General features: G+C 45.4%; 10 protein-coding genes. 6 read left to right on the top strand and 4 right to left on the bottom strand.

What is annotated here, in order from left to right; genetic code table 11:
• Positions 1 to 23: 23 nt before the first annotated feature.
• On the top strand, positions 24 to 1,214 hold the full coding sequence (locus KDM92_RS15220; protein ID WP_212685297.1) for a pyridoxal phosphate-dependent aminotransferase: 1,191 nt from the start codon (positions 24 to 26) through the stop codon (positions 1,212 to 1,214).
• 328 nt (positions 1,215 to 1,542) lie between these two features.
• The gene (locus KDM92_RS15215) at positions 1,543 to 2,517 is read left to right on the top strand and encodes an alpha/beta hydrolase family protein (protein ID WP_212685296.1); all 975 of its coding nucleotides are present in this window, start codon (positions 1,543 to 1,545) and stop codon (positions 2,515 to 2,517) included.
• A gap of 225 nt (positions 2,518 to 2,742) precedes the next feature.
• On the opposite strand, the gene KDM92_RS15210 is transcribed toward KDM92_RS15215, so the two are convergent.
• Positions 2,743 to 3,297, bottom strand: coding sequence for a cytochrome b (locus KDM92_RS15210; protein ID WP_212685295.1), 555 nt, complete (start codon positions 3,295 to 3,297; stop codon positions 2,743 to 2,745).
• A gap of 241 nt (positions 3,298 to 3,538) precedes the next feature.
• Here KDM92_RS15210 and KDM92_RS15205 point away from each other — a divergent pair, with 241 nt between their 5' ends.
• Complete coding sequence (locus tag KDM92_RS15205; RefSeq protein WP_212685294.1) at positions 3,539 to 4,744, top strand: sensor histidine kinase; 1,206 nt, start codon at positions 3,539 to 3,541, stop codon at positions 4,742 to 4,744.
• A gap of 118 nt (positions 4,745 to 4,862) precedes the next feature.
• The gene (locus KDM92_RS15200; RefSeq protein WP_212685293.1) at positions 4,863 to 5,612 is read left to right on the top strand and encodes a LytR/AlgR family response regulator transcription factor; all 750 of its coding nucleotides are present in this window, start codon (positions 4,863 to 4,865) and stop codon (positions 5,610 to 5,612) included.
• Between the two features lie 195 nt (positions 5,613 to 5,807).
• Here the strand turns inward: KDM92_RS15200 and KDM92_RS15195 are convergent, their stop codons facing one another.
• Positions 5,808 to 6,797 carry an alpha/beta fold hydrolase gene (locus KDM92_RS15195; protein ID WP_212685292.1) on the bottom strand — a complete coding sequence of 330 codons (990 nt, stop codon included), beginning with the start codon at positions 6,795 to 6,797 and terminating at the stop codon, positions 5,808 to 5,810.
• Positions 6,798 to 7,003: 206 nt separating this feature from the next.
• Positions 7,004 to 7,984 carry a sodium-dependent bicarbonate transport family permease gene (locus tag KDM92_RS15190; RefSeq protein WP_212685291.1) on the bottom strand — a complete coding sequence of 327 codons (981 nt, stop codon included), beginning with the start codon at positions 7,982 to 7,984 and terminating at the stop codon, positions 7,004 to 7,006.
• Between the two features lie 113 nt (positions 7,985 to 8,097).
• On the opposite strand from KDM92_RS15190, the gene KDM92_RS15185 reads away from it, so the two are divergent.
• Positions 8,098 to 8,982 carry a LysR family transcriptional regulator gene (locus tag KDM92_RS15185; RefSeq protein WP_212685290.1) on the top strand — a complete coding sequence of 295 codons (885 nt, stop codon included), beginning with the start codon at positions 8,098 to 8,100 and terminating at the stop codon, positions 8,980 to 8,982.
• An 11-nt stretch (positions 8,983 to 8,993) separates the two neighbouring features.
• On the opposite strand, the gene KDM92_RS15180 is transcribed toward KDM92_RS15185, so the two are convergent.
• Positions 8,994 to 13,088, bottom strand: a complete 4,095-nt coding sequence (locus KDM92_RS15180) for a DEAD/DEAH box helicase (RefSeq protein ID WP_212685289.1) — start codon at positions 13,086 to 13,088, stop codon at positions 8,994 to 8,996.
• A 329-nt stretch (positions 13,089 to 13,417) separates the two neighbouring features.
• Between KDM92_RS15180 and KDM92_RS18900 the strand changes: the two genes are divergently transcribed.
• Positions 13,418 to 15,094, top strand: coding sequence for a methyl-accepting chemotaxis protein (locus tag KDM92_RS18900; protein ID WP_212685288.1), 1,677 nt, complete (start codon positions 13,418 to 13,420; stop codon positions 15,092 to 15,094).
• The last annotated feature ends 10 nt before the right edge of the window (positions 15,095 to 15,104 follow it).

Raw genomic sequence — 15,104 nt, 5'->3', positions numbered from 1 at the left:
TCTTACCAATTAGTCCACCTCGTATGACAAATAACAAAAGTGCTTACAGTGCTCGTAGTCGGGCCATTGAACCATTTCATGTGATGGCATTGCTGGCACGTGCCAATGAATTACAAGCGAGTGGGCATGATGTTATTCATCTTGAAATTGGCGAGCCCGATTTTACGACTGCCGCGCCGATTATTCAGGCGGGGCAAGCCGCTTTGGCAGCAGGTCGCACGAAGTACACAGCCGCACGCGGATTGCCGCAACTACGTGAAGCAATTAGTGGTTTTTATCAACAACGTTATGGATTACAGATCGACCAGCGTCGCATCTTAATTACGCCGGGTGGTTCGGGTGCTTTGTTATTGACCTCGAGTTTATTGGTCGATCCGGGCAAACATTGGTTGATGGCAGACCCTGGTTATCCTTGTAATCGCCACTTCTTGCGTTTGATTGAAGCCTCTGCCGCCTTGGTTCCTGTTGGGCCAGAAATGCGTTATCAATTGACGCCAGAATTAATTCAAGCACACTGGCAAGAGCAGACGGTGGGCGCACTATTGGCGTCACCTGCCAACCCAACAGGCACATTGCTGAGCAAGCAGGAGTTGCTGGCCTTATCGCAGGCGATACATGCACAAGCAGGACACATGGTTGTGGATGAGATTTATCATGGTTTGACCTACGGCGTTGAGGCAAGTAGTGTATTGGAAGTGAATGATGATGCTTTTGTTCTCAATAGTTTTTCTAAGTATTTTGGCATGACAGGTTGGCGCTTAGGCTGGCTGGTTGCACCGGATGCTGCCGTCTCTGAACTAGAAAAATTAGCGCAAAATTTATACATCAGTGCTTCAAGCATTGCGCAATATGCCGCACTTGCTTGCTTTGAGCCAGCAAGTATTGAGATTTTCGAAGAACGCCGGCGTGCATTTGCAAGTCGGCGAGATTTTCTATTACCGGCGCTACGCCAATTAGGATTTAAGATTGCCGTTGAGCCTGAAGGCGCATTTTATTTATACGCCGACATCAGTGCATTTGGTGGTGATGCTTACACGTTCTGTCAGCATTTTTTAGAGACTGAATATCTCGCTTTTACGCCAGGACTTGATTTTGGATATCACCAAGCGCAGCAACATGTACGCTTTGCTTATACACAAGACCTTTCACGTTTGCAGCAAGCGGTAGAGCGAATTGCGCGCGGCTTAGCAACTTGGAAAAGCATTGCGGCATAAATTCGTTGTAGGAAATTCTGTGTTTGCGACGATGCCTTATCTCACCGTTTTTGAATTATGCTTGTTTTCGTCGACGCCAATTGTTGCTCGATAATGACATTGCAAACACTGCTGATGCTTCCTTAGCAGTAAATCACACCAAGCCACGGCAATTGCGATTCTTTTTCCATTAAAATTAGTACGATGCTAAATCTGATGCGACTGTATTTCCTCAGTTTGATGCGTCGCATAAATTAATTTGAATGCTTGTAGATCATTAAACTGATCAACCATAAATCTTCTGGTGCTGCGTTGTCTGTGCAGTACCTCATTAAATGTGGAGTCGTGTATGCAGTTATTCACCATTGCAAGACAGATTTTGTTCGGCACTTTGTTGTTGCTCTTGATTCCAGCGCGAGCAGAATTTTTGCAAACAACGATAACGGTGGGCGAGGGCGTCAACACACTGTATGGTAGCTTATTGGTTCCGGGACATAAGACCAAGCCGCCAGTGGTGTTAATTGTCGCTGGCTCTGGACCAACTGATCGCGATGGGAATAGTCCGGCTTTACCAGGAAAAAACAATAATTTAAAAATGCTTGCGGAAGAGTTAGCAATCGCTGGTTTCGCCTCAGTTCGTTTTGATAAACGCGGCATAGGTGAAAGTTTTGCTGCGGGCAAAGCCGAAGAAGATTTACGCTTTCAAACCTATGTCACGGATGTGCAAAGTTGGATTCAGTTACTGAATAAAGACCCGCGTTTTAGCGGTGTGGCGGTACTAGGCCATAGTGAAGGATCGACTTTAGGTATCATGGCCTTGCAAAATGAATCGGTGCAAGCCTATGTATCAGTTGCAGGGCCAGCACAATCCGCATCAAAAATATTGCGTGCGCAATTGGCAAACAAATTGCCCCCCGATTTGGCAAAGCTCAATGAGTCTATTCTCACCAGCATGGAGAAATCTGAATTCGTGAAAGATGTTCCTGCTCCATTGTTAGCCTTGTATCGCCCTAGCGTACAAGGTTATTTGATGTCGTGGTTCCCTATCGTGCCAGCTGATGCGATTAAAAAGCTAGCGATGCCTATCGCGATTTTTCAAGGTGATACAGATATTCAAGTAGGCGTGAGTCAGGCCGTACAATTAGCGCAAGCACAGCCCAAAGCGGAGTTACATGTGATCAAAGGAATGAATCATATTATGAAAACCGTACCTGCTGATAACGCCCAACAGATTGCTTCGTATAGCGACCCGAACTTGGTGCTTGATGCTGATTTCATTAAAAAGTTGACGAGTTTTTTGAAGAGAAACTTAGTAGCGAAGTAGTGACGTAGAGAGTGCTCGATATTTATATGCCGCTTAGTATTAGGTATTTAAGTAGGTGCTTGAGTCGGTGCTTAAGTCGGTGCTTTGGTAATCACACCAAAGCAAGTTAATAAAGAGAAACAGCGCCGTCTTGATGCGGCGCTGTTTCTTTTTAAAGTTTTTTTGCTGATGCTGTCTTAGGATTATTCTCCAGCGTTCATGAACAGTAAATACCCTGATCAGGCGCTAAGGCAACATCCGTTTTAAGGTATTGTCCTTCACCATATAGTGATGATACAGACCTGCTAAGGCGTGCAAGCCAATCAGGTAGTAGCCAACTAAGCCGACGGTTTCGTGTACTTCTTCGATACTTTTTGCAAGTGCCTTATCGGGACCGATTAAGGCTGGAAGTTCGAGGCCAAAGAATGGAATTGGCTGAGCTTCTGCGCTTAAGATTAACCAACCAGCAAGCGGCATACCAAGCATTAATGCATACAAGGCGATGTGCATGACTTTCGCTAGCATTTCTTGCCAAGCTGGTGGCGCTGGAATGATCGCTGGAGTCGGATTACGCAAACGGACTATTAAACGCAACACGGCAAAAGCGAGTACCGATAAGCCCAACATAAAGTGCCACATTTTCATCGCTTTGCGCGCATCTGTTCCTTTAGGAAAGAGTTCTCTTAATTCGATGCTGGCGTAGACTGCAATTACTAAAAATAGCATCAGCCAATGCAAGCCTATGCTAAGCGCGTGATAGCGCTGCGTGCTAACGGTAGAGACAGGTTTTGGGATAGCCATATAGTTTCCTTTGATGATGCCAAGTATTTATATGATAGGCGAAGTCCAGAGTCGATTGACATCGTTTAATGAAAAGTGTCGTTTTATTTGTAATAGCGCAAGCAGTTTGTCGAAGTGTAAGTCGCCAGATTGAATATTTCGTATTTGAGCCGCAGAAAATCGTGATTGATCTCAATTCGCTCGTATTACACGAGCAGTCGATCTACAGTAAGCTATCACTGATGTTGAATGAGGAAAAACTATGTGGCAGAGCGTAATTAATTGGTATGCAAATTGGAACGATGAATTATTGAATGTCTTGCGTGAGCCAGAATCCGCAGAGACTGTGACGATTCCTTGGCGCAAAAAAATTGCGAAGCAAGCTGCAAATTTATCGCCAATCGAGCGCGATCAGTTGTACCAATTTTGTCTTGAGTACCAAGGCGCAAAGCTATGGTGGGCGATAGCAAAGTTAACGATTTTGTTTTCTGCTCTAGGCTTGGTGCTGTATTCGTTTAAACAAAAGTTGCACTGGCTGCCTGCTGTGTTGGTGATGAATTTATTAGGATGGATGTTAGTGTTTGCCTTGGTTGGCATTTGGTTCAATTATCGTCAAATCTCGCGACGGCATTTTCATTTTTCTGTGAGTGCTTTTCTTGGCGTGCTGTTTGGTTTTTTTGGATTTACTTCATTAAGTGCGGTGATCCAGGGAAAAGATATTTGGGCAACAATTTGGAAAGACGGTCCGATTGTATTGGTGGTCGCTGGTATCGCTGGTGCATTGTATGTGCTGATGATTGGTATTGTCGCAGGTTGGCGCAATCAAGGCTACGAAACCAAAGCCGCGCAATTGGCGCTTGATGCAGAACGCGAAAAAAGCGCACGACAAGAAAGTGAGTCACAGTTGCGTTTGCTACGAGCGCAAATCGAGCCACATTTTTTATTTAATACACTAGGGGCCGTGCAACAACTCGCTGAGCAAGGAGCACCAAAGGCGGCGGAGCTGACTGCGAATTTGATTGTCTTTTTGCGAGCCAGTATGAGTGAAATGCGCGCCGAGCAAATCAGCCTAGCAGAAGAGTTTCGCTTAATCCAAGCCTATCTCGAAGTGATGAAAGCGAGATTGGGGTCACGGTTGAATTTTGAATTACAACTGCCGCCCGAGTTGGCATCGATTCCTGTACCAAGTATGTTACTGCTGACCTTAGCTGAAAACGCCATTAAGCACGGTATCGAGCCATCTTTACGTGGCGGCGATATCCAAATCGTTGCTGAAAAATTAGGTACGGATTTGCTGATCACAGTACAAGATAGCGGAGTTGGATTGAGTGATAAACCTAACCCAGGAATAGGATTGCGAAATGTACGTGATCGTCTACGTTTGCAATACGGCACACACGCGACACTGTCGATTGCAGAAGCGGAACAAGGTGGGGTGATTGCTGAAGTTACGATACCCTTGGCTTGACCTGTTTTGCTGGTCGTGGAGGCAAGCACATCACGGTTTGATAGCACTAACTAAATCAAATAGAGTCGTGAATCGATTCATCAATAAAAAATTTATACCAATCAATAAAGAGTGATCAATGAAAACAAAAGTCTTAATCGCCGAAGATGAACCTCTAATGCGTGAACGCTTATTAGCGCAATTAAACCGATTATGGCCGCAAGCAGAGATTGTCATGGTTGCGGAAAATGGTAACGATGCGTGGGACGGCTTTCTTGAGCACGAACCGAATTTGGTACTGCTAGATATTCGTATGCCCGGCTTGTCTGGGATTGAGGTCGCGCGTCGAATTGGCAAGGCTGCGCATATCATCTTTATCACCGCGTATGATCAATATGCGATCGAAGCTTTTGATGCTGGCGCGATTGATTATGTACTGAAACCTGTACAAGAAGATCGTTTGCGAAAAGCACTCGACAGAGTACAAGAGAAATTGCAAGCCACACCTACTGATTTGCAGGCGATCTTGAAGAGTCTGCAAGCGGCCACTGCTTCTGCTAAACCAGAAAAAATGAAGTGGATCAAAGCCAGTGTGGGTAAACAAATTAAGTTAATCGACGTCGATGATGTGTTGTTCTTTCAATCTGATACCAAATACACCCGCGTTGTGTTGGCTGAATATGAAGCCTTGCTGCGGACACCATTGAAGGACTTGCTCGACGGGCTCGATAGCGACAAGTTTTGGCAAGTGCATCGATCTACCGTGGTCAATGCCAAAGCGATTGCAGCAGCAGAAAGAGTTGATGCCGAACGTATGCAGTTGTTAATAAAAGGACACAATGAAAAGCTGTTGGTGAGCCGAAATTTTACTTATTTATTTCGCGAGTAAATTCTTTCTCTTGCAAAGTTATGTAAAGCGCTTTTATTGAGGTCAGGCATTGAAACTTACGTCTCAATGCCTACAGCTTTTTATGACAAGTTTTACTTTCTATGCTCTAGATCTTAAAGGTAATCTACCTAATCATTGGTGTATAGAACTTACTCTTGCTAAGAGAATAGTTTAGATCGTTTTTTTCTCTACGTATTAATTTACTTTGGTAAGAAACTCGTCGATTTTCTGTAGCATCCATTGTGGCGCATCCGCCATAATAAAATGCTTCGCGTCTTGCGCAAACGCCATGTTGTTGAAGTCTTTAGGAATGTTTGCTAATTGTTTTTCGTAGGTCGCTTGTACTTGTGCCGCAGGTGTGTACGGTGCGCCATTTTGGAGTGCACCTAAACTGAGTACTGGCACTTGAATGTTCTTTAATGCTGGACGTAAGTCTTTACTTGCCAGTTCACTCATCGCGCGACCCGAAGTCATCGGATCTGAGCGCATCATGTCTTTCGCAATTTGTGCGTGCCAGTCAGCATTGTTTGCCATATTTTTTGCCATTGCCATTGGATCAAAACCAGTATTTTGTGGCGGTGGTGTATTGCCTGACTTTTGCATATTCGCTTGCGCTTCTGCATACATCGCGCCCAAGGCAGGTAAGCCGTCCACATTAATCGCTGCTGCTATTTTGTCGGAGTGATTCGATGCGAGCGAGAGCGCTAGAAAACCTCCTAAAGAATGTCCGATGATGATGGGCTTTTGCAATTTCTGCGCGGCGATATAGTCAATAATCGCTTGTTCTTGAGTCGCGATAAAACCTTTGCTGATCGCAGTGTTCGGTAACGCCTTGGTGCCAGCGAAGCCCGCTAAAGTGAGTACATGCAGTTGATACTTAGATTGAAGATGAGCAACCGTGTCTTTCCAAACCGCGGATGATGAAGCGAGACCTGGAATCAAAATGATCGGGCTACCTGTGCCGCTTACTTCGACGGTGAATGGTGCTACCGCACTGACTGGTGAGCTTGCTGTCTCGCTAGCTTTTTTGTTGGCGTCTAGTGGTGTACCTTGTTGCGCGGTCGCGGGAAGATTGATACTAAGCGCTGTGGTGAGAACGATTGCACTACTGCACAAGATGCGGCGCATGTTTGTGAGTCTTGATGTTGTTTGCATTTGGTAAGTGCAGAATGTTGGCGTATTCATTGTATGTCCTTGTGTTTGTTTTTTAATCTGAATGGCGATTGAAGTGCATTGTAAAGATCAAACAAACACGAAACCAGTGACAAATGTCACCAGTTTTTATGACGATTTACCTCATCACAAAACCTGTCTACGTATATGCAATTTTGTGATGATCGTTATGGACAAGATTTCACGCACTTGAAATTACATACTACCTGAGCGAGGTTTCAAGTAAGTACCCGCTGCGCGACTTGTAAGTACAAGGGAATTCCAAACAATAAATTTAATGGGAAAGTAAGGGCGAGCGACATCCCGATGTATAAAGAAGGATTCGCCTCAGGAATCGCATAGCGCACCACGGCCGGTACAGCGATATAGGAAGCACTCGATGCAAGTACCATCAACAACACCGTATTCCCCAACGAAAGCTGGAAAATCACGCCCATACCGAGCGCCAAGCCTGCATGACAAAGGGGTGCGATGACACCGAACGCAAATACCAGTGGCGATTGTTTTTTTAGGCCTGGCACATTGCGTGCAGCTAACAGACCCATATCGAGTAAGAAGAATGCGAGTAAGCCCTTAAATAAATCGACCGAGAAAGGTCGCATCATATTTTGTCCAGCTTCGCCACTGATCATGCCGATTATGAGTGAGCCTAGCAAAAGTAATTGAGCGCCATCGGTAAAAGATTCATGGAGTAATTTTTTTGCCGAGAGCGAAGGTGGCGTGCCTTGCTTGGCTGGGTTTGCATGGGCTTGCTGACTACGTACGCGATTCGCAATAAAAATCGCAATGATGATGGCGGGCGATTCCATCAGCGCCATCGCTGCTGCCATATGTCCACCATACGTGATCGATTGATGATCGAGTATCTGCGTTGCAGTGATAAATGTCACCGCGCTGACTGAGCCATAAGTTGCTGCTAATGCCGCAGCATCGAAATGCGTAATAAAGCGTTTTAGCAATTGAAACGCGAGTAAAGGGACGATGATCGCTAAGCTGACTGCGCAAGCCAAGCTGATCAATACTTCGCTGGTAAAACCGGTTTTTTCAAGGGCAAATCCGCCTTTTAAGCCAAGTGCCATCAATAAATAGAGCGATAAAAAGCGTGAAATTTGTTGTGGAATTTCTAGATTGGATTTGAAAAATCCAGCCAATAGACCGAATAAGAAAAAGAGAATGGCCGGGTCGCTAAACGTCATCATAAACAAAAGATCCTAGTGTGGTGCGCGTACGGAGCGCAATAGGGCGGCATTGTAGTGATTGCTTGCTATAGAGTAAAATCAATAATGATTATGTAAATCATCGATAACAATCTATGAATATTAGTTTTCGCCAATTAAAGCTTTTACTCGCGGTAGCCGACCATCGCAGTATTACCGCAGCGGCCGATGCTTGCTACATCACGCAACCGACGGTATCAATGCAACTGAAAGCGATGTCGGATGAAGTCGGTTTGCCTTTGTACGAAGTGATTGGTAAACAGGTTTTTTTGACAGCAGCGGGAGAAGCGGTAGCGCAATCAGCGCGCATGATTCGTGACGAGTTTGATTATTTGCAGCAGACTATTAGCGCAATGAAAGGACACACAGAAGGGCGCTTACGCGTAGCAATTGCTAGTACCGCAAAGTATTTTGTGCCACGTATGTTGGGGAATTTTTATAAACAGTTTCCGAATATTGATATTGCATTCGAAGTCTTAAATCGTGACGGTGTCGTCAATCGTTTAAAGTCGAATGCGGATGACCTATACATCATGTCGATTCCACCTGCTGATTTAGATTTAGAGCAGCATCGATTTTTAGAAAATCCGCTAGTAGTAATCGCGCCTATCGATCATCCGCTCGGTGCAAAAAAGCGTATTAAACGCAAGGAGTTAATCGATGAATTATTTGTCTTGCGTGAAGCGGGTTCAGGCACGCGATTAGCGTGTAACGCCTATTTCGCAGAACATCAGTTTCAACCCAAAGTACGTTTAGAGCTTGGCAGTAACGAGGCCATCAAACAAGCAGTCGCAGGCGGTCTAGGTCTCGCTATTATTTCCAAACATGCATTAAGTCAAAATCTCGCATCAGAAGGTTTGCAAATTTTAAAGGTCGACAATTTTCCGATTCATTCTAACTGGTGGATTATCTATCCTAAAGGCAAACGATTATCTCCAATCGCGAAAGTGTTTTTCGAGCATTTACAAGATTGGGCATAATGCGTTTAAGCTTACGCGCTTTCCTTCAGTAAACGTAACAACGCCGCAGTATCCATACGCGCAGCAGCATCGCCACCATCTAATAAACTGTCCGCAAGATCACGTTTTTCGGCATGTAGTGCGAGGATTTTTTCTTCTATCGTGTCTTGCGTTACCAATCGATAAATCGTGACTGGGCGTTGTTGTCCCATGCGGTGCGCACGGTCTGAGGCTTGGTCTTCTACTGCAGGGTTCCACCATGGGTCAAGGTGAATCACGTAATCAGCAGCAGTTAGATTGAGACCAGTGCCGCCAGCTTTTAAGCTGATTAAGAAGATATCGCCGTGACCTGCTTGAAATGCATCAACACGTTTTTTACGTTCTTGTGCTGGTGTGCTACCGTCTAGATATTGATAGGTGATCCCTTGTTGATCTAGCCAATCACGAACTAATGCTAGATGATCGACGAATTGGCTAAACACCAAAGCCTTGTGGCGATTGTCGAGTAATTCTTCAACGGTATGTTGCAAGACCGCGAGTTTGCTGCCACTGATGTTGGCGTTTTTCATTACTAGCTTTGGGTGGCAGCAGAAGCGGCGTAGCTTGGTAATTTCAGCCAGTACTTGCATCGATTGACCTGAAGTCGGATCAATCTGTGCGATTTTATCGATTGCTTCTTGCCTTAATGCCTCATACAGATGGCGTTCTTCGTCGTTGAGTTCAACTTGCAGATTGATTTCTGTGCGTGGTGGCAGTTCGCTTAAGACTTGTGTCTTAGTACGACGTAAGATAAATGCTTGAATTAGTTTTTTCAAATGGGCGCGCGCCGCTTTGTCGCCGCGTTCGATCGGGGCGCTAAATTTATCGATGAAGTGTTCTTTCGATCCTAATAAGCCTGGATTGATGAAGCGGAACAGATTCCACAATTCACCTAAATGATTTTCTACCGGTGTTCCGCTAGCAATCATCTTGAAATCTGCGCTCAAGGCCATGGCAGCTTGGCTGCGTTTGGTCGCGGCATTCTTAATGACTTGTGCTTCGTCTAGCACAATGCTGTGCCAATGCTGTGCTGCAAAGCTTGCTGCATCTTGTTGTAGCATGCCGTAACTAGCAATCACGATATCAAAAGCGCCCAAATCTTGTAGTGAGCGTTCTTGTTGATAAGCGCGAATTTTCAGTGTGGGCGCAAAGCGTGCCACTTCGCTTTGCCAATTCATCGCAACCGAAATCGGCGCGACCACTAAAGCCGGGCCATTTGGTGCGCGATCGATTAACAGTGCTAGCGTTTGTACTGTCTTACCTAAACCCATATCATCCGCCAAGCACGCGCCAACACCCCATTTGGCCAGCCTAGCTAACCATTGGAAACCTTCTAATTGATAGTCGCGTAATTGTGCTTGCAATGTGGATGGCACTTGTGGCGTAAAGTTGGCGAGGGCATCAAGTTTTTCGACTTGCTCACGCCAAGCTTTATCGACTTTGAGTTCGCCAACTTCATCGGCTAGTTCTGCCAGCGCAGGAGCCGCTAAAGAATTGATGCGTATGCCATCTTTTCCACTCAGTTCTGCGAAGTGGCGTAATTCATCCAAGCGTTTACGGAAGCTTTCGGTTAAGGCGATAAAGTCATGTTCACCGATTTTTAAGAAACGTCCCTTAGTTGTTTCTGCCATTTGCATCAATTCTCGCAGCGCCAGCACACGGCCATCATCGAGGGTGACTTCACCACCTGCGACAAACCATTCGCCCTGCTTCTTAATGCTCAAGCGCATATTGCCAAGCGAGCGTTGTCCTTGTAGACGGAAGCGCTCACCTTCAGGCCATACCAATTGCAATTGCTGTTCGGGAATTGCTTTGAGTTGGCTTAATAATTCCAGACATTGCTCCGGCGTTTGCCATTGCCATTCGCGATTGCTTTCTTCTACGCTATCTGCTTCTGCAAAAGCAGGACAGCTAGCGAGGATGTTTTGTAAGGCGGTATTTTCTGCGGCCAAATCACGGCTTGCCTGTACCGTTTTTCCATCAATTTCGCCCAGTACATTGCTAGCACCTTTTGCTGGCATCAACCATGCACCCTGCGCTAAGGGACGCACTAATAATTGCAAACGTAGACCTTCTTTGAGCGGTAGTAAGTGCGCATACAAAGTGGCATCGGCAGCCACCGTATGAATGTGCTGCGCTAATTCTGGCAGATCAGAATGAATCGCTAGATGTGGTGCAATCGCCGCGATCACATCAACCAATTGCGATTTGGCTGCGCTTGGCACCGTCAGTCCAGAACCGAGGATGCTCGCAATTTGTTTGATCTCGGGACTAGAGCTATAAATCGCCAAGCGCGTTGGTGTTTCTTTGCGCGCGACGTAAGCTTGTTGAGCCGTGATTGGCGGTTCTAATTGCAAGCTAATGTGATCGTTCTTTTCTTTGAGAAAAAGAGTCAGCTCGCCTTTGACGATATCGACACGAATATCCGGTGCATCGCTCCAATATACTTGTGGATGATTGATCAGCAAAGGCAAGGCTTTGTCGATGTCGAGAGCATATTCGGCGTGACCGTAGTAGCCATCCAAAGTCTTGCGTACGCAGTCGATCACTTGCTTATCTTGTTCGCTAAGATAAGTCAGGCCTTCTTGCTCCTGCACTAGACGCTTGAGCGCAATTGGTCGGCCCTTACTCCACACACCTTTGGCACTGACTTTTTGTTCGCGCGGTTCGATTATTGCGTGATCACGCAATACGCTTAGCTGCCAGACTAAGCGCGTTTCGGTAGGGGCTTTGTGATTGTCGTTGTTCGTAGTCAGATTTAATTGACTTAAGGCAGTCAGTGCACGTTGCCAAGATTCTTCGCGTTGGAAGCAGCTATACAGCGGTGGTAGTTGGTGCTGCGCATGCCAATCCGCCATCTGCGGCGCATCGCCATAGTGTTTGGCTAATAAAGCATCAGCTTCTGCGGCTAACCACTGGTAACCATGAGTAGCATAGCGTTGATACGCAGCACGCAATCGTTGATGTGCATCCTCTCTGATCGGTTCGCTTTCCCAAAACAAAGCTAAACATTCGAATAAAGTTTCAACCCCAAGTTCACGTTGCAAGACAAAGCGCTTGCTCGTGAGCGGTGTTCCTTTGGCGATATGGTTAGTGAGTGATTCTAATAGATAGTAGGTGAAAGCATCGTTTTGTTTGATGCCATCATCAACTTGCTCTTTCAGCTTTTTGCGATTGTCTGTGCTATCGACCGCGAATAAGCAAACCGTGTATAACAGACCAAGCAGGTCACCCAAATGAACTTTGCGCTTACCTGTGTTTTTCTTGATGATTTTGGTGATCGCTTCGATCTGTTCTAAAGCTAACGCATAGTTGCCACGGCTGATTGCGACCGCGAATGCATGTGTGCTTTGATGCTCATCCAAGCAGTACGCTGTTAATTTTTTCAATGTAGCGAAATCGGCACGCAGCAGTGTTTGCCAGATTAATTGCTCCAGGACTAGTGGAATACCTTCACCCAACTGCGCTAAATTTTCTAGTGCATATTGATAAGCAGCTTGGATGTCACCGGCAGTCCAATTGTTTTGGTAAAACAAATCAGACAGCAAAATACCTTTACTGAACGCGGAGAATTGATTAAAGATCAGTTGACCTGCATTGGTCTTAAACAGTTGCTCAGCTAGTACAGTTTTGTCACCGGTGCGTGCTTCGAAAAATTCATTGCGCCAATAAGCGATTCCATCGATTTCATTAATCAAACAGGAAAAGAATAATTCACGTCGACAAAAAGCCGCGTTTTGCACCTTCCAATGTTTGTATTCTTCCCGCTTACTGAGAATCACGCGAATGCTACTAATCCAAGCATGGATGTCGCTGTATTCCAATAGATGTGCAATCAACGGCATCTGCAAGCCTTCATTCAGCACATAGCCTTTACCGCTTACAGGCGAGACTAATTGCTTTTCATGTAGCACGGCCAATTGATCGCGCACCGCGATCACTCCCGGTACTTCACCCGCTTTTCCAAAAGATTCGCGCCGCTGCAATAATAATTCCAGCATGACATTTTGGCTGAGCGGCGAGTCAAGTAGCGCGAGTGCATACAGAAATGCAAATTCCTGCGCTTTCAGATGATCAAATTGGTGCATTGGCTGAGTGGTTTTGAGGAATTCTGAAAGCAGGATTTTACCTGATTTGTGATTTAAATAAGTTTTGGATCAGCCGAATCATTGGATAGTCATTCAGTAAATGTCATAAGAAAAACATCGTCAAACTTTGTTAAAAAAAATTTTCCTTGTGGAAACTTGACTATACTAACTTGTGATTCAAATTCACGGTAATTGATTCGGTAAGCCATTGAAAACTAATCAGGTAAGAACCTTGAGGCGTTTGCCGTTGAAGGTATCGAGCAATGCTGGAGTCTGCGCATCGTACTGTGGGTGGCGGTGACTCTGTCATGCATGAGGAGGAAATAATCATGAAGCTGAATAACTTAAAAATTCGTTATAAATTAGGATTAAGTTTTGCTGTTGTGATCGCCTTAATGCTGATCGTCTCGGTAGATTCATTTTCTGGCATGAAAAAATTATCTGCTGATATTGAATTGGTCGGGAATGATCGTCTTCCAAAAGTGAAGTTGGCACAAGCCATCAAGAATGCTTTAAATGAGAATGCGCGGAACATGCGTAACATTCTTCTGCTACGAGACGTCGAATCTCAAAAAAACGAATACGATGGTATCGAGAAGAGCAACACGATTATTTCTAATTCAATTGTCGAATTGGAACGTAGAATTACCTCAAAAAGAGGGCAAGGACTGATTAAAAATTTAATGGAAGCGAGTTCTGCATTCAGTGAATCGACAAGCAAGTTTCTCAATCACACGCGCGCCGGCGAATATGACGCGGCCTTGCAATTAATGCAATCCGACATATTGAACAAGCAAGCTCACTATTTCAATACGCTCGATGCGCTAATCGAATATCAAGAGCATTTAATTGCAGATGCGATACAAGAAGGGGAAGCGATTTTTATACGGGAATCGCGTGCCTTGATTTTTATTTCTGTACTAGCGGTCGCGATTGCGACAGTATTGGGTTGGCTATTGAGTCATACTTTGACGACTCAACTTGGCAAGGCGGTTAATTTAGCAAACAAAGTCGCGAACGGTGATTTAAGAACCAACATACAAGTTAACTCTACCGACGAGATTGGTCAATTGTCGTTGGCTTTGCGAGAAATGAACGAAGGCCTTATTAAAATTGTTCAGCAAGTGCGTTCTGGGACGCACACGATTGCGTCAGCTTCGAGTCAGATTGCAGTTGGAAATATGGACCTATCTTCTCGCACCGAAGAACAAGCGAGCTCACTTGAAGAAACTGCATCCTCGATGGAGACGTTGACCAGTATTGTGAAGAAAAATGCAGAGAATGCGTATCAAGCGAGTCAGTTGGCGGATTCTGCATCGGCGGTCGCCACCCGTGGTGGTAAGGTGGTAAGCAAAGTTGTCGATACCATGGACGCGATTAATCAATCATCAAAAAAAATCGTTGACATTATTGGCGTGATCGATGGTATCGCATTTCAAACCAATATTTTGGCATTGAACGCGGCGGTTGAAGCTGCTCGTGCGGGCGAACAAGGGCGTGGATTTGCGGTAGTGGCATCTGAAGTGCGTACGCTTGCCCAACGCTCAGCCACAGCCGCCAAAGAAATTAAAGCGCTGATTGACGATTCTGTTAGTAAAGTCACTGATGGCACGCAGTTGGTCGATGAGGCTGGAAAAACCATGCAAGAAATTGTTACTAGCGTCAAGCGTGTAAATGATGTCATTGGTGAGATTTCAATAGCGAGTAATGAACAAACTGCTGGAATTGAGCAGATAAATATGGCGATATTAAAGATGGACGAAGTCACGCAGCAAAATGCCTCTTTGGTTGAAGAGGCTGCAGCAGCAGCGGAATCAATGCAAAACCAAGCACAGAGTTTGGAGTCAGCAGTGAGCGTATTTAAGCTCGAACAGCAACAAGCGATTGCCGCAAGTAGTGCAAATAGTGCACATACGCCGGCAATAAAACATCATCGCTCACATCCAGCTACAAGTAAGAAGACGACTCTGCGAGGTAAATCGACTTTGCAACTACGATATAGTTGATCGCTGCTAT

Origin of the sequence: Affinundibacterium baiyunense, assembly GCF_018139645.1 — a bacterium.
In the GTDB taxonomy this organism is placed as follows: domain Bacteria; phylum Pseudomonadota; class Gammaproteobacteria; order Burkholderiales; family Burkholderiaceae_D; genus Undibacterium; species Undibacterium baiyunense.
The sequence above is the reverse complement of the archived record's forward strand: the minus strand, read 5'-3'. Positions and strand labels throughout refer to the sequence as shown.